The organism is Streptomyces sp. cg40 (genome assembly GCF_050320165.1).
Classification (GTDB): Bacteria; Actinomycetota; Actinomycetes; order Streptomycetales; family Streptomycetaceae; genus Streptomyces; species Streptomyces hokutonensis.
This window is the reverse complement of record NZ_CP190128.1, coordinates 4,925,910-4,946,496: the sequence shown is the minus strand read 5'-3', so window position 1 is coordinate 4,946,496 and position 20,587 is coordinate 4,925,910. Positions and strand designations below refer to the sequence as shown.

20 protein-coding genes are annotated in these 20,587 nt (G+C 69.0%); 6 read left to right on the top strand and 14 right to left on the bottom strand.

The window, feature by feature from the left end:
• Positions 1–24 precede the first annotated feature (24 nt).
• Complete coding sequence (locus ACQHII_RS21770) at positions 25–714, top strand: copper homeostasis protein CutC (protein ID WP_427920874.1); 690 nt, start codon at positions 25–27, stop codon at positions 712–714.
• Between the two features lie 16 nt (positions 715–730).
• Here the strand turns inward: ACQHII_RS21770 and ACQHII_RS21765 are convergent, their stop codons facing one another.
• Complete coding sequence (locus tag ACQHII_RS21765; RefSeq protein ID WP_427920873.1) at positions 731–1,912, bottom strand: MFS transporter; 1,182 nt, start codon at positions 1,910–1,912, stop codon at positions 731–733.
• Between the two features lie 105 nt (positions 1,913–2,017).
• Between ACQHII_RS21765 and ACQHII_RS21760 the strand changes: the two genes are divergently transcribed.
• Positions 2,018–2,347: an ArsR/SmtB family transcription factor gene (locus ACQHII_RS21760; RefSeq protein WP_427920872.1), complete on the top strand. Its 330-nt coding sequence runs from the start codon at positions 2,018–2,020 to the stop codon at positions 2,345–2,347.
• Here the strand turns inward: ACQHII_RS21760 and ACQHII_RS21755 are convergent.
• The gene (locus ACQHII_RS21755) at positions 2,344–4,419 is read right to left on the bottom strand and encodes a HelD family protein (protein ID WP_427920871.1); all 2,076 of its coding nucleotides are present in this window, start codon (positions 4,417–4,419) and stop codon (positions 2,344–2,346) included. The two genes, ACQHII_RS21760 and ACQHII_RS21755, sit on opposite strands and share 4 nt — an antisense overlap.
• A 255-nt stretch (positions 4,420–4,674) precedes the next feature.
• On the opposite strand from ACQHII_RS21755, the gene ACQHII_RS21750 reads away from it, so the two are divergent.
• Positions 4,675–4,857: a hypothetical protein gene (locus ACQHII_RS21750; RefSeq protein WP_086022036.1), complete on the top strand. Its 183-nt coding sequence runs from the start codon at positions 4,675–4,677 to the stop codon at positions 4,855–4,857.
• 33 nt (positions 4,858–4,890) lie between these two features.
• Here the strand turns inward: ACQHII_RS21750 and ACQHII_RS21745 are convergent, their stop codons facing one another.
• Positions 4,891–6,531 (bottom strand): DNA repair helicase XPB, encoded by a 1,641-nt coding sequence (locus tag ACQHII_RS21745; RefSeq protein ID WP_427920870.1) that lies wholly within the window; start codon positions 6,529–6,531, stop codon positions 4,891–4,893.
• Positions 6,532–6,558: 27 nt separating this feature from the next.
• Here ACQHII_RS21745 and ACQHII_RS21740 point away from each other — a divergent pair, with 27 nt between their 5' ends.
• Positions 6,559–8,199: a recombinase family protein gene (locus tag ACQHII_RS21740; protein ID WP_427920869.1), complete on the top strand. Its 1,641-nt coding sequence runs from the start codon at positions 6,559–6,561 to the stop codon at positions 8,197–8,199.
• Positions 8,200–8,276: 77 nt separating this feature from the next.
• On the opposite strand, the gene ACQHII_RS21735 is transcribed toward ACQHII_RS21740, so the two are convergent.
• The 6 genes from ACQHII_RS21735 to ACQHII_RS21710 form a co-directional block, all read right to left on the bottom strand.
• The gene (locus ACQHII_RS21735) at positions 8,277–8,786 is read right to left on the bottom strand and encodes a hypothetical protein (protein ID WP_427920868.1); all 510 of its coding nucleotides are present in this window, start codon (positions 8,784–8,786) and stop codon (positions 8,277–8,279) included.
• Positions 8,783–10,264 carry a replication initiator gene (locus tag ACQHII_RS21730; protein ID WP_427920867.1) on the bottom strand — a complete coding sequence of 494 codons (1,482 nt, stop codon included), beginning with the start codon at positions 10,262–10,264 and terminating at the stop codon, positions 8,783–8,785. Before ACQHII_RS21730 ends, ACQHII_RS21735 begins: the two co-directional genes overlap by 4 nt.
• A gap of 150 nt (positions 10,265–10,414) precedes the next feature.
• A complete protein-coding gene (locus tag ACQHII_RS21725) occupies positions 10,415–11,122 on the bottom strand; it encodes a DUF2637 domain-containing protein (protein ID WP_427920866.1) in 708 nt (235 codons plus the stop codon).
• A 48-nt stretch (positions 11,123–11,170) separates the two neighbouring features.
• Complete coding sequence (locus tag ACQHII_RS21720; protein ID WP_427920865.1) at positions 11,171–12,571, bottom strand: FtsK/SpoIIIE domain-containing protein; 1,401 nt, start codon at positions 12,569–12,571, stop codon at positions 11,171–11,173.
• 2 nt (positions 12,572–12,573) lie between these two features.
• Complete coding sequence (locus ACQHII_RS21715; RefSeq protein WP_427920864.1) at positions 12,574–12,861, bottom strand: hypothetical protein; 288 nt, start codon at positions 12,859–12,861, stop codon at positions 12,574–12,576.
• Positions 12,858–13,217 carry a hypothetical protein gene (locus tag ACQHII_RS21710; protein WP_384165407.1) on the bottom strand — a complete coding sequence of 120 codons (360 nt, stop codon included), beginning with the start codon at positions 13,215–13,217 and terminating at the stop codon, positions 12,858–12,860. Before ACQHII_RS21710 ends, ACQHII_RS21715 begins: the two co-directional genes overlap by 4 nt.
• A gap of 166 nt (positions 13,218–13,383) precedes the next feature.
• Between ACQHII_RS21710 and ACQHII_RS21705 the strand changes: the two genes are divergently transcribed.
• Positions 13,384–13,812 carry a GntR family transcriptional regulator gene (locus tag ACQHII_RS21705; protein WP_427920863.1) on the top strand — a complete coding sequence of 143 codons (429 nt, stop codon included), beginning with the start codon at positions 13,384–13,386 and terminating at the stop codon, positions 13,810–13,812.
• A gap of 1,678 nt (positions 13,813–15,490) precedes the next feature.
• Here ACQHII_RS21705 and ACQHII_RS21700 read toward each other — a convergent pair.
• From ACQHII_RS21700 to ACQHII_RS21685, 4 genes are all read right to left on the bottom strand, one after another.
• Positions 15,491–15,850: an ASCH domain-containing protein gene (locus ACQHII_RS21700; RefSeq protein ID WP_427920862.1), complete on the bottom strand. Its 360-nt coding sequence runs from the start codon at positions 15,848–15,850 to the stop codon at positions 15,491–15,493.
• Positions 15,847–16,962 carry a hypothetical protein gene (locus tag ACQHII_RS21695; RefSeq protein ID WP_427920861.1) on the bottom strand — a complete coding sequence of 372 codons (1,116 nt, stop codon included), beginning with the start codon at positions 16,960–16,962 and terminating at the stop codon, positions 15,847–15,849. The genes ACQHII_RS21700 and ACQHII_RS21695 overlap by 4 nt, the downstream gene beginning before the upstream one ends.
• 644 nt (positions 16,963–17,606) lie before the next feature.
• Complete coding sequence (locus ACQHII_RS21690) at positions 17,607–18,047, bottom strand: hypothetical protein (protein WP_427920860.1); 441 nt, start codon at positions 18,045–18,047, stop codon at positions 17,607–17,609.
• Positions 18,048–18,102: 55 nt separating this feature from the next.
• The gene (locus ACQHII_RS21685) at positions 18,103–19,335 is read right to left on the bottom strand and encodes a helix-turn-helix domain-containing protein (protein ID WP_427920859.1); all 1,233 of its coding nucleotides are present in this window, start codon (positions 19,333–19,335) and stop codon (positions 18,103–18,105) included.
• A gap of 222 nt (positions 19,336–19,557) precedes the next feature.
• Here ACQHII_RS21685 and ACQHII_RS21680 point away from each other — a divergent pair, with 222 nt between their 5' ends.
• The gene (locus ACQHII_RS21680; protein ID WP_427920858.1) at positions 19,558–19,695 is read left to right on the top strand and encodes a hypothetical protein; all 138 of its coding nucleotides are present in this window, start codon (positions 19,558–19,560) and stop codon (positions 19,693–19,695) included.
• 394 nt (positions 19,696–20,089) lie between these two features.
• Here the strand turns inward: ACQHII_RS21680 and ACQHII_RS21675 are convergent, their stop codons facing one another.
• The gene (locus ACQHII_RS21675) at positions 20,090–20,575 is read right to left on the bottom strand and encodes a DUF5994 family protein (protein ID WP_427920857.1); all 486 of its coding nucleotides are present in this window, start codon (positions 20,573–20,575) and stop codon (positions 20,090–20,092) included.
• Positions 20,576–20,587 lie beyond the last annotated feature (12 nt).

The following is a 20,587-nucleotide window of genomic DNA, read 5'->3' as shown; positions in this document are numbered from 1 at the left end:
AGGGAACACGACGGAAGGGGTCCTATGAGCACGCGTGCAGTCCTGGAGGTGATCGCCCTCGGCGCCGAGGACGCGATCGCCGCCCAGGCCGGAGGCGCGGACCGCCTCGAAGTGGTCACCGACATCGCGGCCGACGGACTGACCCCGCCGATCGAGACCTTCGCCGCGATCCGCGCCGCCGTGGACATCGACCTGCGCGTGATGATCCGCCTCGCCGACGGCTTCGCCGCGGGCGACACGCAGCGGCTGGTACGGGTCGCCGGGGAGCTGCGGACCGCCGGCGCCGACCAGTTCGTGCTCGGGTTCCTCGACCCGGACGGCGGGGTCGACCTGGACGCGGTGGAACGCGTCGTAGCCGAACTGGACGGTTGCGCCTGGACGTTCCACCGCGCGATCGACCGCGCCGCCGACCGCGACGCCCTCCGCAAGCAGCTCGCCGACCTGCCCGGCCTCGACACCTACCTCACCGCCGGCTCGGCCGACGGCGTCGACGGCGGCCTCCCCGCCCTCCTCCGCGAGGCGGCCCTGCACGGCGAACCCGGCTACGAACAGCGCATCCTCGTCGGCGGCGGCCTGCGCCTCGACCACGTACCCACCCTGCGCGCCGCCGGAGTCGACGCCTTCCACATCGGCGGCGCCGCCCGACCCGAGGGCTGGGAACGGCCGGTGTCGGCGGCGGCGGTGGGGGAGTGGCGGGCGGCACTCGACGGCTGAGGCACCGCGCACGCCCTCAAGTGCGCGCCGGTTCCGGGGCGTTGGCGGACGCGCGAGGCTGCGGTGCCGGCCGGGTCGTCAGGGCGGCCACGACCGTCGCCAGTACGGCGAGTCCCGCTCCCGCCAGCAGGAACCAGCGGTCGCCGAAGAGACTCAGCGCCAGGCTGCCGGTGCCGCCGGCCGCGGCCATGCCCAGGTAGAGGGCGCTGCTGTTGAGGGAGATCAGCACGGGTGCGTTGGCGGGGTCGAGCGAGGTGACGCGGGTGATCTGGCCGACCATGATGGCCCAGCCGAACACCGGGGCGAGCGCGGCGGCGGCGAGCGCGGTCGGCATGGTGCGCAGCGTCCAAGGCGCGGCGGCCGAGAGCGCCACGTACGCCGTGCTTGCGGACAGGATCACCACGCGGGGTCCCCACCGGTCGATCAGCCGTCCGCCCAGCGACGATCCCGCGACCGCCGCGCAGCCGGACACCAGGAGCAGCAGGGTCAGCCGGTCCTGGGAGCCGTGGGTCGCGTGCCGGGTGGCCACCGTGTAGTAGATGAACGTCGTCTGGAAGGACAGGAAGACCAGGAAGGTGGTGCCGGCCGCGCCCAGCACCCGCCGGTCGGCGAGCGGCGCGAACCGCGCGCGCAGGCTCAACGCGGCCGCCGGCTGCGGGAGTTCGGGCAGGAGCAGGGCCAGTCCGGCGAAGGCGGCCACCCCGAGCCCGGTCACCAGCCACATCGTGAGCCGCCAGTCCGTACGGCCGATCCAGGTGCCCAGCGGCACCCCGAGCGCGGTCGCGACGGTCAGCCCGCCCATCACCACCGCTATCGCCCGCCCGCGCCGCTCGGCCGGCACCAGGGTCGTCGCCACGGCGTTCGCGGTGGGGGTGTAGAGCGCGGCTCCTACGGCGGCCAGCATGCGGGTGGCGAGCAGGGTGTCGTACGAAGGGGCCAGCGCCGTAAGGGCGTTGGCGGCGCTGAAGACGGCGAGCGCGGTGAGGAGGGCGCGGCGGCGGGGCCACCGGGCGGTGGCGGTGGCCAGGACCGGGGCGAGGACGCCGTAGGAGAGGGCGAAGACGGTGACCATCTGTCCGGCGACCGATACGGAGATGTCCAGATCGCGGGCGACGAGGGGCAGGATGCCAGCCGTCACCATGCCGTCGGTGCCTACGGCGAAGGTTCCGAGGGCGAGCAGGAGCAGGCGTAGGCGCACGGGTCCCCCAGGTGCGTCCGGCGCAGGACTGCGCAACGGTTTGACGTTGGTCAAACAATAAAGACTGTTGGATGATTGTCAAACGGTACGGAGAGGGGTGCGCGCGTGAGCGAGGCGGAGAGCGAGTGGCTGCCGCAGCCGGACGTCGAGGACATCGAGCTGGTCACGGTGTTGCAGGCGCTGGCCGACCCGGTGCGGCTGTCACTGCTGAAGGTGTACGCGACGGGGGAGCGGTTCAGCTGCGCGCCCGAAGCGCTCGGCGTCGCCCATCTGCACAAGTCGACCGTCTCGCACCACATGAAGATCATGCGTGAGGCCGGGCTCACCTCGACCCGGGCCGTCGGCCGCAACCGCTACGTGCAATTGCGGCGGGACGACCTGGACGCGAGGTTCCCCGGCCTCCTGGACTCCCTGATCAAATCCCTGCCCGATTAGGCGAGTTGGGCAGGCAGTGGTGCCGTGTGCGTCACGATCAGGCCCGAGACCGCTCGGGTCAGGGCCACGTACAGGCGGCGCAGGCCGGTGCGTTCGTCCGGTTCGCCGTCGACCACGGCCTGCGGCTCGTCCAGGACCACGTAGTCGTACTCCAGACCCTTCGCGAGCGAGGCCGGGACCAGGGTCAGACGCGTGTCCGCGGTGGTCTCCTCACCCGGGTCGATGTAGCCGATGCCCGCCGCCGTCAGGGCCTCGGCCAGCTCGGAGACGCGGGCGTCCGCCGCGATCAGGCCCGTCGAGCCCTCGTTGCGCAGCAACTCCTCGCAGGCGGCGACCACTTCGGCCGTACCGGCGGTCTCGCGGAGGTCGAAGAAGCCCGGGTTCTCACGGACCGAGGCGACCGGGGTCAGGCCCGGTGCGATGTGGGGGAGGAGCCGGGAGGCGTAGGTGATGACGTCCGTCGGTACGCGGAAACCGGCCGTCAACTCCTCGATCACACCGTCCGACTTGCCGAGATGGGCCAGCGCCTCGTCCCAACTCCGCGTCGCCCAGGGCGTGGTGCCCTGCGCGAGGTCGCCGAGGACGGTCGCGGAACCGGTCGTGCAGCGGCGGCCGACCGCCCGGTACTGCATGGGGGAGAGGTCCTGCGCCTCGTCGAGCACCACATGCCCGAGCGAGTGCGTGCGCTGGACGATGTCGGTCGCCTCGTCGATCAACACGGCGTCCGCGGCGGCCCACTTGGCGGCCTTCACGCTCCGCACCGGCTTCGACCAGAGGATCGTCTTCTGCTCGTCCTCGTCGAGGATCCCGTCCGCGTGCACGGCGAGGAACTCCGCGTCCGTGAGCAGCCGCAGCACCAGCTTCTCCGGCTCGACCGGCGGCCACACCGCCTTCACGGCCGCCTTCACGGCCGCGTTGCGCGCGACCGCGTCCTGCACCCGGTCGTCCGGCGCCTCCCCGGACCGCTCCATCTGCACCAGCACGGCATGCGCGATGCGCTGCGGGAGGGCCTCGCGGGCGGCGCCGTAGCGGATGTCGCGGTCGAGCAACTCCCGGACGATGGCTTCGAGTTCGTACGCCGGGACCCGCCAGCGGCGCGAGCCGCGCACCACCATCACCGGCTCGGCCGGGATGCTCACGTGCGAGTAGACGGCCCTGCGCAGCACCTCCGCCATCCGCGCGTCGCCCTTGACGACGGCGGCCGGGGCCTCGTCCGTGCCGCGCACCTCGACATGGGCGACCAGGTCGTCCACCGTCCCCTGGCGGACCGTCAACTCGCCCAGCGCGGGCAGGACTTGCTCGATGTAGTGGAGGAAGGACCTGTTCGGCCCGATGACGAGGGTGCCGGTGCGGGCCAGCCGCTCGCGGTGGGCGTAGAGGAGGTAGGCGACGCGGTGCAGCCCGACGGCGGTCTTCCCGGTGCCGGGGCCGCCCTGCACGCACACCGTCCCGCCGAGTCCGGACCGTACGATCTCGTCCTGCTCGGGCTGGATGGTGGCGACGATGTCGCGCATCGGGCCGACGCGGGGCCGCTCGATCTCCTGCTGGAGCAGCTTGCTGGTGGCGGCGGCCTCGGCGGGGTCCATGAGGTGCTCGTCCTCGTAGGCCGTGAGGTCGCCGCCCGTGTACCCGAAGCGGCGGCGCAGCGAGATGTCCTGCGGGTCCTTCTTCGACGCCCGGTAGAACGGCTGCGAGACCGGCGCCCGCCAGTCGATCACCATCGGGTCGCCGTCGCCGTCGTGCACATGCCGGCGCCCGATGTAGAACTGCTCCCCTTCCGCGCCCTCGGCCTGCTCGGCGCCGGGTGCGTGCAGGTAGTTCAGGCGGCCGAAGAAGAGCGGGGTGTCGCTGAGGTCGGCCAGCGCCTTGATGCGCTCGTCGATCTGGCGGGCCAGGACCTCGGCGTTGACCCAGTTCGCCGTGACGTCCTTGATGTCGAGGGACTCGACGTCCTCGCGCATGGCCCGCAGCGCGGAACGGGAGGAGGCGAGGTGGGTGCGCTCGCGGGCGAGGGGGTCGTCGAGGGGATCGCCGAGGGGATCGCCGAGGGGGTCGGCGGCGGGCGTGGACAAGGGGGTGCCTCCGGAGGACTCAAGTGGGGTACCGACCGGTTTCCGTCCGGGCGGTGGCACTCCCTGCGGGGAGGCGGGCAAGAGCGGAGAGTTTAGTGACGCGGGCCCGGCGAGGGCCAATCGTTTTCCGTCCCCTAGGGGACGACCCCTCCACCCGACGGGGGAACGGGTCAGTCCGGAGTAGTACGCGGGCGGCTCGCAGGTTGGCTCTCTGGACCGATGCCGGCCTTATGTCCCAAGACGCACCATGGATTCATGAGCGCAGCAACCATCCACCCGGTCCCCGTCCGCCCGTCCGGCGCCACACCGGCCACCGGCGGCAGCCACCCCCATCGCCTGGGCAATGCCCTCCGCGCCATAAAAGTGTTCGCGGGCGCCGCGTTCAGCGTGGTCGTCCTCGGTGAGTACGGCGAGGAAGCGGGCATACGCCGTAAGTGACCGCAGCGGTCACCTACGGCTGCCCTCCCGGGCTCAGCTCTCCGCGAGGAGTTCGTCCGCGTCCATGATCCGGTACGCGTACCCCTGTTCCGCCAGGAAGCGCTGGCGGTGGGCGGCGAAGTCCTGGTCGATCGTGTCGCGGGCGACGACCGAGTAGAAGTGGGCCTGGTGCCCGTCGGCCTTGGGGCGCAGGACACGGCCGAGACGCTGGGCCTCCTCCTGGCGGGAGCCGAAGGTGCCGGAGACCTGGATGGCCACGGTCGCCTCGGGCAGGTCGATGGAGAAGTTGGCCACCTTGGAGACGACGAGGACGCTGATCTCGCCCTCGCGGAACGCACCGAAGAGCTTCTCCCGCTGCGCGTTGGACGTCTCGCCCTTGATCACCGGCGCGTTCAAGTGCTCGCCCAGCTCGTCGAGTTGGTCGATGTACTGACCGATGACAAGGATCTGCTGGCCCGCGAAGCGCCGCACGATCGCCTCCGTGACCTTCCGCTTCGTCGCGGTCGTCGCACAGAAGCGGTACTTCTCCTCGGCCTCGGCGGTGGCGTACGCGAGCCGCTCGGAGTCCGTGAGGTTGACGCGCACCTCCACGCAGTCGGCGGGCGCGATGTAGCCCTGCGCCTCGATCTCCTTCCACGGCGCGTCGAACCGCTTCGGCCCGATGAGCGAGAACACGTCCGACTCCCGGCCGTCCTCCCGGACCAGGGTCGCCGTCAGCCCGAGGCGGCGCCGCGCCTGGAGGTCGGCGGTGAACTTGAAGACGGGCGCGGGCAGCAGATGCACCTCGTCGTAGAGGATCAGCCCCCAGTCGCGGGAGTCGAAGAGCTCCAGGTGGGGGTAGATCCCCTTCCGCCTGGTCGTCAGCACCTGGTAGGTCGCGATGGTGACGGGCCGGATCTCCTTCCGGGTCCCGCTGTACTCGCCGATCTCCTCCTCGGTCAGGGAGGTCCGCTTGATCAGCTCGTGCTTCCACTGCCGGGCGGAGACGGTGTTGGTGACGAGGATCAGCGTCGTCGACTTGGCCTGTGCCATGGCCCCCGCACCGACCAGGGTCTTCCCGGCCCCGCAGGGCAGGACGACGACACCGCTGCCACCGTGCCAGAAGTTCTCCACGGCCTGCTTCTGGTAGGGCCGCAGCGCCCAGCCGTTCTCGTCCAGCTCGATCGGGTGCGCCTCGCCGTCGACGTACCCGGCGAGGTCCTCGGCCGGCCAGCCCAGCTTCAGCAGGACCTGTTTGATCTGCCCGCGCTCGGAGGGGTGCACGGCCACGGTGTCGGGGTCGAGCCGGGCGCCGACCAGCGGGGCGATCCGCTTCGAGCGCAGGATCTCCTCCAGCACCGGCCGGTCGGTGGTGGTGAGGACGAGCCCGTGGGCGGGGTGCTTGGAGAGGGTGAGCCGGCCGTAGCGGTCCATGGTCTCGGCGATGTCGACCAGCAGCGCGTGCGGCACGGGATACCGGCTGTACTCGACGAGCGCGTCCACGACCTGCTCGGCGTCGTGGCCGGCGGCCCGCGCGTTCCACAGCCCCAGCGGCGTCACCCGGTAGGTGTGGATGTGCTCGGGCGCCCGCTCCAGCTCGGCGAACGGCGCGATGGCACGGCGGCAGTCGTCGGCCCGCTCGTGGTCGACTTCGAGCAGGAGCGTCTTGTCGGACTGGACGATTAGGCAGGACACACATACCTCCGGAGATAAGGTCGTCTCATGACAGAACCAACGCCTGTCACAGCACGGGCTATGCCCCGTGCCCGACGCCGGAAGGGCGTCCCGGCCAGCGCGCCGGGGATGCGCGCCGCTATCTATGTTCGCCTATCGCGCGAAACCGACGAGACGACTTCGCCGGAACGCCAGCGCGCGGCCTGTGAAGCGCTGTGCGAGGCACGCGGCTGGGAGGTCGTGACCGCCGAGGAGGACATCGACGTCTCGGGCTTCTCGCGCGGGCTCGACCGGCCGGGACTGCAACGCATCCTGACCAGGCTCGCCGAGCTGGACGTGATCGTGTTCTTCAAGATCGACCGGCTTGCGCGCTCGACGGTCGACTTCGCGGAGATCATGCGACTCGCCGAGCACCAGAGCGTTGCGCTCGCGTCGGCGACGGAGCCGCTCGACCTCACGTCGTCCATGGGCCGGGCCATGGCGAAGGTGATCGCCGTCTTCGCCGAGCTGGAGTCCGACACCATCGGCATGCGGGTGTCCAGCGCGCACGAGCACCTACGCCGCGAGGGCCGCTACACCGGCGGTCGGGTCCCGTACGGGTACATGGTCGTCCCCAACCCCAACGGGGCGGGCAAGGTCCTGGCGGTCAACGAGGACGAGGCCAAGACGATCAAGCGGATCGTGGAGCGGATGTTGGCCAAGGACTCGCTCATGCAGATCATCAACGACCTCAACAAGGAGGGCGTCCCGTCGCCCGGCCACTCCTCACGCCAGACCTCGGGCAAGCGCAGCGACTCCAAGCAGTGGTACACGACGACGCTGCGCAGCTTGCTGGGCAACCCCCAGTTGCTCGGCCAGGTCATCGAGGACGGAAAGCCGATTCTGCGGACGGATGGCCTGCCCCTGGTCAACCGCCCGCCGATCCTCGACACGGACACCTGGCAGGCGCTCCAGGACGAGTTGGAGCGCCGGGCCAATCCCGGTGAGAAGCGCCGGGAGGGCACGTCGCTGCTGCGCGGCATCATGCATTGCGGAGTCTGCGGCGAGCGCATGTACACCTTCAGCGGGCGCAACGGTCAGCTTCGGTATCGGTGCATCGGCCCGCTGAAGTACCGCCAGCGGGCGGCCAAGGGGGAAGAGAAACAGGGCGTGAAGTGCTACGGGCCGACCGTGGCCGGGGTGACCACCGAGGAGCACGTCACCGAGCAGTTCCTCGCGAAGTACGGGCACCTTTCCGTGATGCGGATGGTCCAGGAGGTGGGCGAGGACTTCCGCCCGCAGATCAGGCAGGCGGAGGAAGCGTTGGCCGACCTGCAAAAGGATCGCTACGACCGGGGCCTGTTCAGGGGCGACGACGGAGCGATCCGGTACGCGGAGCAGTACGCCAAGCTGGAAGAGCGACTGGCGACCCTGAAGGAGAGGCAGCGAACGGCGAAGCCGGGCGGCGTGAAGGCGGAGCCGACCGGAGAGACGCACGCCGAGCAGTGGAAGCGCTCGGACGCGGCCGGTAAGCGAGATCTGCTGTTGAACGCGGGCGGCTACGTGGAGGTGGCACCCGCGCGGCGTGGCGGCAAGAAGCTGGACACGTCACGTCTGTCGGTGTACTTCGGCGAGGAGGGGCACATGCGGCGGGCGGCAGCGGCGAAGGAGAGTGAACAGGAGACCGAGGCGGCCGACAGCCAGGGCTGACGCCGACGTCACCAGACACACGCAGCGGCGCCCCCACCGGACGGACGAGGTGGGGGCGCCGCTTTTCTGTGTTCAGGTCAGGCGGCGTGCTGGTTGGGGTTGCGCCAGGGGCCGATGACCTTGATAGAGGGGCGGCAGTACGACAGCGGCGCACCGTCGCGGGTCGTGAACTCGACTGTCTCTGCGACGAGTTCGCAGAGGGCGTCCCCGTCTGTCTCGGACAGTGCCGTCCTCAGCGTGGGGACGGACTCTGCCAGGTCCCATGAGGAGGAACTGAGGCGGAAGCCGCCGAGGGCGTGTGCGTCGGCGAGGCGGAACGAGAGGCGAGTACTGGGCTGGGGTTCATAGCGGGGTGCGGCTGTCATCAGGCCGGCCCTGATGGATTCGGGGCCGGAGATGACGACCCGCATGGAGGTTGACCGGGGCAGCACTTCGAAGTGGTCGGCTTCGTGGGTGTCGTGGCACGGCGATTGCCTGCCGAAGAGCTGCCCGATGACCGTGGCGACTTCCTCAGTCGCAGTGGAGACACGCCAGGAGCCTTGGCCGCAGTGGAAGCGGCCGACGAACGTCGTCTTGCGGTTGATCATGAGAAATCCCCCTCCTGCTTGAGGCGCTGCATGTGGGCTACGTCGTGGCGGACCTGTGCTGCGAGGAACTCCTCACCGGGGCGGTAGCCGCTGCTGAGGTAGGTCCAGGAGGAGGCGGTGACGAGGGTTGTCTTGTCGGTGGCGGGGAGTCCGGCGCGGGCGCGGGCAGCTTCGGCTTGGGCGAGACGCCACGCACGGCGAACGTCGCGGAGTGCGCCGAGGGTCGTGGAGTAGGCGCGGGACTTGGTGGAGAAGTGGCCGCGGAAGCCGAGCATGTGAGCCCACTTCCAGAGCTTGAGTTCGGCGAACTCCGGCAGGTGTCCCAGGGCCCAAGCGGTGCGGATCATCTGCCGTACGTGCTGCTGGATGGGCAGGGCCTTGATGGGTTCGGCCTGTCCGGTGCCGTCGCAGTCGGTGCACCGGTCGTGGAAGCCGTCCGGGCCGCGTACGTAGCCGCGCCCTTGGCAGGGGCGACACATCAGGGTGCGGTCTACGGTGCCGGTGCCTTCGGCGTTCTTGGTGGCGTACTTGGCGACGTATCCGGCGACTTTGGCGTCTGTGTACTCGGCAACGCGGGCGTCGGTGAGTTCGCCGTCGCCCAGGGCGGTGATGGGGTCGACCTTGAACCGGCCGCCCCAGGCGATGACGCGTTCGCCAGTGGCGTCGGACTCGGTGGTGAGTCGGGCACGTTTGCGCGCCAGGCCCACGGCGGCGTTGAGGGCGTCGAAGGTGGCCCAGGGCGGGGGCTCGGTGGTGTGGCCGTCGGGTCCGTCGAAGCGGATCACGGCGTGGAAGTGGACCAGCCCGCGCTTCTGGTACTCGGCGACCTTGGCGAAGGAGACGCGCAGGGCCGAGTTCAGCGCCTTCTGCGTCATGTTGAGGTGTTCGGCCAGGGCGCGGCGCAGGTAGGTGGTGAAGCGTGCCCAGAGCTGTCCGGCGTGCGCGTTCCACAGAACGGCGCCTGTGTAGTCGTAGGTGGCCGGGTTCAGGGGGGTGCCGAGTTCGGGGGCGTCTTCGGCGTGGGTGTCGCCGCAGGCGCAGGGACGGGACTTGCCCGCGTTGATGGTGGGGCGGTTGTGGACGGGGCCGAAGGAGGGGGCGGTGAGGGTGACGAAGGCGCGCGGGTGGTCGCGGACGGTTTCGGCGACGGCCTTGCCGCCGGAGAGTCCGGCCTTGATGAGGTGGTAGGTGTCGGCGGCGTAGACGCGGGAGCAGGCGGGGCAGCGGGAAGAGCGCCGGTTGCCGCAGGCGGTCAGCAGGCGTCCGGAGGGCTCGTCCTCGGAACGGTAGGAGCGGACCACTTCTTTGGTGGTCTGGTCGGTGGTGACGGTCCAGCCATGGAGGTTGACGGGGCTGGTGCAGCCGCGCAGGTCGCGCACCTGCTGCTGTACGCGGTCGAAGTCGTGGGTGTTGGCCAGTTCGACCAGGTCCCGCAGGCCGGGGCTGATGACGTGGCGCAGGTCGAGGGAGCGGCGCATGGGTGGCGGGGTCTCCTTTCCGGCGCGAGGGTGGGTCCTGCGGGCAGCAGCGATTCAGTGCGCTCGGGCTGCTGCCCGCAGGCATGGCAGGTCGGGCCCAGGGGCGGGCGAGGTGGGTGGTCCCGGAAGGCCGGCGGGGAGAGCGCGGCTCTACAGAGCGGCGTGAAGGGCCGTAGCCATGGGCAGGCCGATGCCGAGTCGCCTCTTGAGCTGGGCCGGAGAAATCGTTTCTCCGTGCTCGGCGTGGTGGGACGCGGCGATGGAGCGTGCTTCGGTCAGCAGCGGTTCGGGGACCTTGACCGCAGGCGCGGTGAGGGCCGGAGCGATCGGGGCCAGGGTCGGTTCCGGTGTGACGGGCGGGGTGGACGCCGCGACGGGCGCGGGCTGGGCGGGGGCCGGGGCAGGCTCTTGTGCCGGTTCCGTCTCGTCAGCCGGGGCCGGGGCGGTTGCTTCGGTGGTGACCGCGTGGAAGGAACGCAGGAGCTGGGGGCCGACCGCTCCCCAGCCGAGGAGAAGCAGCGGGGCGACGGCGTCCACGGCGGCGCGGCCGTAGTGCGCGGCGGTGATGGGTTCGGCGATGTTGAGGGCCAGGGTGAGCAGGCCGGAGACGTGCATGAGGCGGGTGGCCGCCTTCATCTGCTCGGGCGGGACGCCCCGCAGGGACAGGTAGCGCAGGGCCACCAGGAGTCCGACCACCGACAGATCGACCATGGGGGCGATCAGAGGGGCGATGGGGGCGGGGACGCCCAGGCGCAGGGCCAGGGCCCAGACGTTGCCGAAGGAGAAGACGAACGCAAGGAGGGCGATGATGCCCATGACCACGGTGACGGTGCGCTGAGTGATCCGGTGCTCAGACATTGGGTGTTCACCTCCTCTCACAGGAATGGGGCGTTGGCGCCCGGACGGTCAGGCCGCGATGGGCGTGGAGCCGTCGTCGTCCGGGTCGGTCTTGGTGAGGTCGACGGTGGGGAGCAGGTCGGCTGGGTCGGCGGTCAGGTGGGCGGTCTTGTGTGCGATCTCGGCCGCCCACTCGTCCGGCACGTACGGGGTGCGGATGCGGGTGAAGCCGGGCTGTGACTGGTGGTTCATCGAGGCGACGCCGACGTAGGCCGGGTCCTGAAGGTTGATCGGGTTGGCGTCCGGCCAGTCCCGGATGTCCTCACCGAGGGCCGCAACGGCGGCTTCGGCGGTCTTCTGCGCGAAGCTCAGGCCGATGGGGCACACGTCGCGGATGAAGGTCGGGATGGCGTCGCCCGTGCTCTTCTGCGTGGCGAGGATGACGAGCATGCCCACCGAACGGCCCTTCTTGACCAGGTCTTCCACGAGCCGGGCGTTCTCGGCAGCGAGCGCGGCCAGCCTCTTGGTCTTGGGGTCGCTGCCCTTGTGGTCGCGGAAGTAGGTGTGCGCCTCGTCGATGATCAGCACGACCAGCGGCCACTTCCCGGACGGGTTCACGTCCCACATGGACTTCACCCCGAGGACATCGCGCACCAGGGTCGAGCGCACGCGCCGCAGGTCCACCAGCCGCCTGAACAGCTTGTTGGCCTCTTCGAGGTCATCGCCGACGAAGGCGAACATGCGCCGTACCCAGTCGGCGTAGTCACCCTCGTACGCGGCGGACACCTTGCCGTCCGCACAGGCGAACTGAACCCACGGAGCGGGCGCCCAGTCGGACAGAAGCCTGTTGATCAGCGACGTCTTGCCCTTGCCGGGGAGGCCGGCCACGCCCATACCGGTCACGTGCCGAAGGTCGACGCACACCGGCTGGGCGTACTCGTCCACGCCCAGATCCAACCGGGCGACCTTCTCCGGCACCTTGCCCGTGGGACGGTGCTCGGTCGGGAACTTCAGCGGATCGAGTCGGACACCCCGGATGACGACCGAGCCCGGCTCATCCTGCGTGACCGCCACCCGCGTGCACCGCCAGGCGTCCGCCAGATGCGGGGCAGCCTTCTGGTACTGTTCCAGGCCGACCCCCGGCAGGCAGCCCGCCCGCGCGATCACCCCGTACGCGTCATGCGTCACCTTCAGCGCGGGGACCAGGACGCGGGGCTTGACGGCCTTGCCGTCCGCGTTCGACAGGGAAGCCAGCGCGGTCGGCATCTTGTCGATGGCGCACAGCTTCAGCATCTGCGCCAGCCGCTTCCAGGTCCGCCGCACCCGCACGGCCTGCCGGATGGACTGCCGGGTCATGGCATCGGCCCGCAGGTAGCGGACCACCCACACCAGCGCCCACACGGCGATACCGGCCAGGCCCACCCCGATCAGGACCGGGGCGTAGCCCATCACCTCACTCACGTCGTTCACGGTCACTTCGCTTCCTTCTTTCGATTCCGGTTTCGGGTGCGGTCGGTGGGTGTCGGCGCAGCGAGGATCAGGCAGATTTCCGCGCGCTGGACCGCGTCAGCAGGCGGAAAGCCGTGGTTCGCCCACATCGCCGCGACGAGACGAACCCTGTCTTCGTGACCGGCGAGCGTCAGGCAGATCTCCGCATGGCGAAGAGCCGAGGCGGGTGGAAAGCCCGCGCTCTCCCACACCGCCGCGACACTGTGAAGCTGGGTGTCGCGGCCGGTGCGGGAGAAGACGGTGCCGCTCACGCCGTCTCAGCGGCCGGGGCCGAGCCGCCGACCAGGTCGAGACGGTCCACGCGGTACGCGATGCCGTCCGAGAGAGATCCGTTGAAGATCCGGGCCCACGGGGTGGCGAACAGCTCCACCGGCATGACCGGCACACCCGGCTTGAGTCCGTTGGGGAGACCGGTCTCCGGAACGGTGATCTTCATCGCCTCTGCGCGGTCCTCCTCCATGAAGAAGAGGGTGATCGTGAACAGCTTCGCGCCGGTTTCACGGTCCACGGCGAACTGCGTCTTCTCGGCGTCCGCGTACTTCGGCACGGCCATGTTGCCGACCATGAACGACGCCGACGGGAGCAGACCAACACGGATACGAGCCATGGAGGCACTTCCTTTCGAGTTGGGCCGGTAGGTCCGGCCGCACCACTACATAACCACAACACCCGCTACACATGCAACACCCGCACACCGGTTGTCTCGCTACACACGCGACACAAGGGTGATGCGGGTGTATCGCGTGTGGGGTAAGCGCCCGTATCCTGCGGGCATGACACTGCCGCTCGAAGACGACTCCCGGCCCCCATACGTCCAGGCCGCCGAGGTCCTGCGCAGAGAGATCAGCACCGGCCGACTGAAGCCCGGCGACAAGCTGCCCTCTGCCCGCGCACTCCAAGACCGGTACGGCATCGCAAGCAGCACCGTGCAGAACGCGCTACGGCTCCTCAAGAGCGAAGGGCTGATCTACAGCGTCCAGGGCCGGGGCAGTTTCGTCCGCAACAGCGCCACCATCGCGCCGGCCGAAGCAGCCCCCGGCGAGCAGGGCCGAGAAGACCAGCTCGAAACAGCCGACCATGCTCCCGGCCCCAGCGCGGAATCCCTCGCCGAGGACATGAAGGCCATGAAGACCGACATCAAGCGACTTGAGGAGACGGTGACTCGACTTCTGGAGATCGTGGAAGCTCAGCAGCGGAAATAGTCGTCGCCAACCGCTGCACCATCGCATCCAACCGGGCAACCGCCGCGCACACGTCGGTCAACTCCGCATCCAGCACGGCTATTTCATGCTCGGTCATTTTCCGCTCCCCGCCTTGCTTCCGTGCCTTTTCCGTGTCATCGCGCCGCCCAGAGCCAGCCGAAGCCGGGCTTGCCCGCGCAGGCCAACCAGCAGCCATCGCGCCTGGTGAGTCAGGTCTACCGCGCCGACCGGACACGTTCGAAGGCCCCGGCCTCACGCTCCCGTCCAGCGGGTAAGAACCTTTCTGCGCGGCCCGCATGGCGGGAGGTGTGACCAACTGGCGCCCACTCGGCGAACAGAGCGAACCGAGAGATCCAGGCCCACGGCGAGGCGAAGAAATCGGTTTACATCCGGCACGCTCCGCTTGAATCAGAACGGACACCCCGTCGCCCCCGTACTTCGCGGCCAACATCACACATCTCCCTTCGCTCGCCGAGGAACATCAATGGTCCGGAGAATCGCCGGTTTGGGTAACCGGCGATCGTCGGCTATGTTGCGCCCCTCGCGTCGAGGGGTGCCTATAGGGGTTCGCTTTTCGGGTCTGGTGTGACCCCAAGTGAATGTGACCCTCGTCACTCCACTTCTTCTCTCGTGTGGGATTCCGGCCACCCCTTCTCTCGCGCTCGCAGACACCGCCGCTTTCCGGCCCTCACCTGCTACCAGGTACAAAAATCCGCCCGGGTGTGACAGTTCAAAGGTCACGGATCGATAACGGCGGGCGTGATTCGCTGTGGGCTTTTCCACAGCTCCAACCCTGGACCGATTTGCCTGTGGATAAAGTTCGCCGACCGTCGGAGCAAATAATCAGCAATGCCCCATGGCTGTCCATAACGGTTGTTGAGACGCGGAGCGGATTGGGAAGGCGCGGACATCACATGGGCGCATGACCGGCCACGGGCCCAGCGCAGCGGAGCTGTTCAGAGTTTCTTTACTGGATCAAGGCGGCCCGCCTACGGCGGGCCGCGCGCGCTGGCGGCCATGGGCCGCCGCCGCTCCTTGTCTCCGCCACCGCTCCGGCGGCCCCCACCCGCTCAGCGCGCAGCCATGCCGAGGCGGACAGTCAGGCCAGGAAGCAACGCGACCACTCCGAGCACCAGGACCAGGCCGACACCGACCGAGCGAGACCGCGCCATCCGACCAGTCCGCGCTTCGCAGCCGATGGACTTCAAAGCAGCAGGCAGGCCCATGCGCCAGGCTCTTTGTCGGCAACGCCCAGGCAGGGAAGGGGGCGAGGGCCGTGACGAATGGAGGAAGCGTGGCTGGGGCCAGCGGGGGGTTGCTGGAGGCACACGTGACAGGTGCTCGTTCGACGCACCCGCCGCCGTGGCTGACTTTCGGTGGTGCAGGTCAGAACTGGGATGCGGCCAACCGGACTTCAACAGTGACCCTCTCAAACTAGGCAGTGGGGTAAGTGGGTTGCAGCCGCACCCGCGTTCGAGCACGCCGACCGCCCCGGTACCATCGGCACCGGGGTCCTGACCAGGGATTCCAAGACCGGACCACCCCGGATCGCTGTCCAGGCTGAGGGGTGGTCCGGTCTCTTGTTGTGGGCGTCCGCCGCCCGCAGCACGGGAACGAGCGGCGGACGCCAGGAAGCCGCAAGCAGTCCCCTCGGGGGAGCGGGGACCATGCGGCGGGCTTACCGGGGCGGCAGCTCGATTTCGATGGCGAGCGCGCCGAGCGCTTCCTTCTCCGCCGGGTAGATATCGCGGATGTTGGCGAGCTGCTGCTCACGGGGGGAGGCCGGGTTGACGTTCGCCGGACCCTCCCCGTCGAGCAGTTCCTCGAACGTCTTGTACTCCGTGACCCGCTTCACCAGGACGTCACACGTCTCGTCGGTGCCCTTGATGCGGAAGCGGATGACGTCTCCGGAGGCCAGGTCTTCGAGGTGGGGATACTTCACCCGCACCTCGATCGTCTTCTGACCAGCGGCGACGAGTTCGAAGTACCGGCGGTAGAGGTTCAGTTCGCGGACGCGCTCGGCGGCAGTCTCCGTCATGGGGCGGGAACGCTCCTTGCTGTTGCAGCGGACATGAGCCGGCCGAGTTCACCGGCCGAGTACGAGCGGAAGAAATGGCGTGGGTCGGCGAGTAACACGTCGGTCAGACCGAGCAGGCGATCGACGTACTCTGCCAACGAGCCGGGCCACTCGCGGGTGTCGAGCATCCACGGGGCCGCACCGTCGGGCAAGGGCGCGCGCCCCTCTCGGATGAGGGACTTGGACAGCTTCGCGCCCGTGTCCGTGACGACCTGGGGGCAGAAGAGTCGGGCGGTCATCTGTCCGCGAGTGAGGCCCACAGCCTGTAGGGCGCCGTCGACGAGAAGGCAGCCGGGCATCCAGTCGCCGCCCTTGACCATGACGTACAGCGTGCCGTCCCGCCCAGCGATGGCCAGTTCCTTGACGAGGTTGCGGTACAGCGTGGCGAGGTCGAGGTATCCACCGGTCGCGGGTTCGATGACGATCTCGTATTCGCCGTGGTGCAGGCACACAGCCGAGATGGTTGCCCGCTCGAAACCGTTGTCACGGACGCGGGTCCGCTCGGCGTACTTCTCGGCCCATCCGCATCCCGGGCGTGGGCAGGGAACGCGAACGTGTGGCACGCCGGACGATGGAGACAGGTGCCAGCGCGCGGCGTCCAAGCGGGGCAGCAGACGCAGCCAGGTACGGCGGAAGTGCTCGCTCGCTTGCTGCTGGCTGTAGGTCTCGACGGAGTACGGCACGTTCAAGCGCTCGGACAGCGCGGTGAACAGTGGGCGGTACAGCTTGTCTACCTGGTCAGCGATGCCCGCCTCGCCCAGGGCGTGCGCGTAGGCCCGTTGGTATCGGTGACCGGTCTCCTTGTCGGTGACGATGGCGTACGGGGCGTTGTCGAGTGCGCTGAACTGAACTTCAGCCGGTACGCCGAACCTGTCCCGAATCCGGGCCGCCGTGGCGAACGTGAGCGACTGAACCAGGGACGTGCCCACGTGCGGTGCTCCGTTGATCTGCGTTCCCACCACGAACACGATGCGCTCCGGAGCGACCCCGGCGATGTGCGGCCTCAGCAGGTCCTCAGCACTGGTCAGCGCGTTGGCGAGCACGGTGTTTGGCGATACGGGATAGATGGTCACCGCGTCTTCCCCTCGGTAGATGGGCAGGACTGCGCCGCAGAGCGGCGGGTGTGCGTTCAGCGGGTGAGCTGGGATTTGCGTGGTGGACCCGCCCCCGCGCCGGGGGGAACCGGAAGAGACGCGGGGCGGGAGTCATCGGCTCGGACGACGCCCGCGGGGACGTCGGTGACGGCCCGCCCTCATTGAGGGCTGGGGTAGCCCGGCCAGGGCTGGATGCTGCGGAAGAGGCCGGCGAGTCGGCAGGGGATACACGCGGAGGCAGTACCGAGCGTCGTAGTCCGTCACGGTGAACACGAACACGCGGCCTGAGGCGAGGGCTCGAAGGGCTTGTTCGTATGCTCGATCGCTGTCCGCCCACGCTCGCAACTCGACATCGGGGCGCGGGATTTCCGGCCCCGCAAAGATCAGCGGGGCGTTGCCGAGTCCCACAGCCCCGGCGTCCGGGGACAGCAGCCGCGCGAAACGGTGCGCGGACGCTCTCAGCCACCGTGCCGCGAGGCGTGGGGAAAGACCGCGATAGGTGGCGAGCAGGACTTCACGGGAGCCGCTGAGGTCGTAGGCAGTGGCTTCACAGCGGAATGCGACGGGCGGTCGTACAAAGGCACGTGCAGAGGTCGGTGGGGCGAGCATCAGCACGTCCGACCTCACCGCCGACGATCCTGAGCCGATTCCCTCGCCTTGATCATGCGGCCGAGCTGGTTGTAGTACAGCTCGACCTGCGCAGGGGTGAGGACGAGCATCGACTCACAGGCACCCCCGTCCTCGTAGTGGACGGTTACCGCCATGGCGGCCTGCTGCGCACGGGGGTCGTACACGGCGTCGCGCTGCATGGGCGTGACGTGCGTGACCGGAACCGGCACGGGGCGGAGGGTGCTCCCGTCGGACCGCGCGCGCCAGTCCGCGCCTCCGCCAGGCGGACGGAGTTGGTACGACGCCGAGTTGTCGCTGGGCAGGGCGACGACGACCCCGATCGTTCCTGCCTTGGCCAGATCGATGGCGAGGTCACCAAGGCGGGGGTGGAACGGGCTGCCTGCGCTCAAAGTGGTCTGAGACTTTGGGAGTTGCTGCGAGGTTCGTTCGGCCATGCCCCGAAGCTAAGTGTCTGCTCGGGGCCCAATATGAACCGCAGGAATATGGCCCTCAGCCGTCGAGGTGAAAGCGGTCTGACATGCGGCGCAACTTCTCGCGAGTGCTTGCCCGTTCGGCGTACACGATGCTGCGCAGCGTCGACCGCGCGATGGGGTGATTGCGGACGAGTTGGGGCGCGATCACCTCAGCCTTCTCCAGTTCCTTCAGAGCCTTGTCGCGGTTCCCGTCCCACAGCCACGCGCGGGCCAGGTCCATGTGATGGTGCCCCTGACGGGAGTTGGGAAGAGACGCGACCAACTCCTTGCTAGTGCGCCGGTTTATCGACAGCGCCTCACGTTGCTCGTGCATCTCCAGGGCGATGCTGATCGCGTGGATCTGCACGTTCCCCGGCGAGAAGGTCAGGCTGTGACGGTCGTACACAGGAGGGCCGGCGGCTTCCTGCATCCGCTTGGCCGCACTCCGCGCGTGCTTGATCCGGTCCTTCGCTTCGGCCTTGCGACCACCGCGCGCGGCAGAGACGGCAGCGCGCAGTTGCAATGTCCCCCAGGCCCGAACAGCCAGCGGGTCACCGCGGTCGTACTCCCGCTGCACACTGCGAATCGCCTTGTCGGACAAGGCGACAGAGTCGTCCCAGTCCGCCGTTGCCCACATGTCCCACACGCGCATCCAGTCGGCGACGGCAGGCATCACCGGGTCGCCCGACAGCCGCGCGGACCATGCGGCTCGTTCGCACGCCATGGCCACCAGCTCCGGGTGTCCAAGTGCGTGCGCGGCAGTGTGAGCGAACTTGCAGCACACCGCGTAGATGGCATACGCCTCTTCCTGCTCGTGGCCCGTGGCGACTTCGGCCAGAGCGCGCGCCTCACGGAACAGGTCGGGGAGTACCTGCACGATCGCCACGTTCGCAGCAGCGTCGCGGAGGCGGTGAAGGCGGGTGGTTTCCTGCCACAGCTGACCGGCTGGGCGGGGGGTTCCGTCGAAGACGGGTGTGAGGTCGTAACGGCGCAGCTCACGCATGATCGCGGCGGCAGACACCTGCCACTGATTCTCGGCCGGGGTGGTGCTGTTGTATGGACGTCCGATCAGGTCGTTCGGGTGTATGTGCAGCTCCGAGGCGAGCAGGTTGATCAGGCCAACACGGTCCAGCTCGATGTGTCCGCGTTCCATCTTGGACACCCAGCCCTGCGTCATGCCCAGGGCTGCGGCGAGGTCGGCTTGCGTCATGCCGAGGCGGAGCCGTGCGCGGCGTACGCGACGGCCGATCTCTTCGGCTTCTTCCAGCATCAGCGCGCCCCCCTAGGGGTGAGGCGCCGGCGGTCCAGCGGGCGGCGAGGCATTGTGCTCCATCCATCGGGGCTTCTACCCCTGACGGTACCTAGGCCGCCTGCCGCGTGTGGAGTGCAACCGGTCAGGAGATGCCCAGGATGGGTGCTGTCCACCCGAAGAGACCGGTCCTAGGGGGTTGATTCCGGCCGGGGAAGCGGGTACTTCCTCTTCTGAGGATCTGTGAGACTCCCGTTGGGGGCGGCCGCCGCCAAGAGCGCCGGCGATGACGACGGCCGCCGGCGCGGGGACTCGTGTCTCCCCTCCCACGAGGTCCTCGCGCGGATCGTCCTCGCGGCACTTGGGGCGATGCGGGAGTAACGCCCCAACTCGAAATGACCGGAGGACGAAGTGGCCGGGGTCCGGACAAGTCCGCTGCAGGACACGGACTCCGGCCGCTCATGAAAATGAGGTGTCTCTCCAGGCCCAAGGGCTGCGGCTGAGATTGAGGAAGGCCCGTTCAGTGGGCCGGGCGTTCCTCCGAGACCAAGTCTTCTTGTCCGACACCCTAGACCCGCCGGGCGGAGAGCAGTAGTCCGCAATCCAGACTGCGGCAGCCAGGGCGAACCCGACGGCTTCTCGCCCGTCCCATGCACCGACGTCATCTCTCACGGCCCCGCAGCCCCCACGCCTTCCAAACCGATGGACAGACGCTGCTGTCTGAAGTGAACGAAGCAACCGTGCTCAGGCAGGACGCGTAACGGCGGTCGTCCGATCACTGCGGATCGTCAACGGGCGGGACTTCGAAGTGGGCCGTTGCGATCGCCAGGAGTTCGGTGGCGGTGCAGCTGCCGTCGACCGGAACAGGTGTGCTCATCAGCCAGGCGGCCGTGTCGGCCGCCGTCGCGGGGGGAACAACGAGCAGCGTGCGAAAACCCTCGCTATAGGAGCAGAGCAAGATCTCGTTCTGTTCGTGACCGGACACGAACCACCCGGCGGTCACGAAGTGCCCGCCGACAGGAATTCGGTGCGGAATATCGGGCCACAGGTCGATCCCCAGAACGACCCTGGTGATGCTGCCCACGCCGTCCATCGCTTCCACCAGGACGGGAAGTTCGTCGATGAGACTGCGGGAGTAGGGCCACCAGGCTCCGTCGAATCCGCCCGGGACGGCTTCGTACGGCGCCAGCGAAAGCCGGACCGGCAGCGGTGGGGAGGGGCGCTGCGGGCCAGCCGAGGGATGATCGGCAGTCGGTTCCATGACGTGGACCCG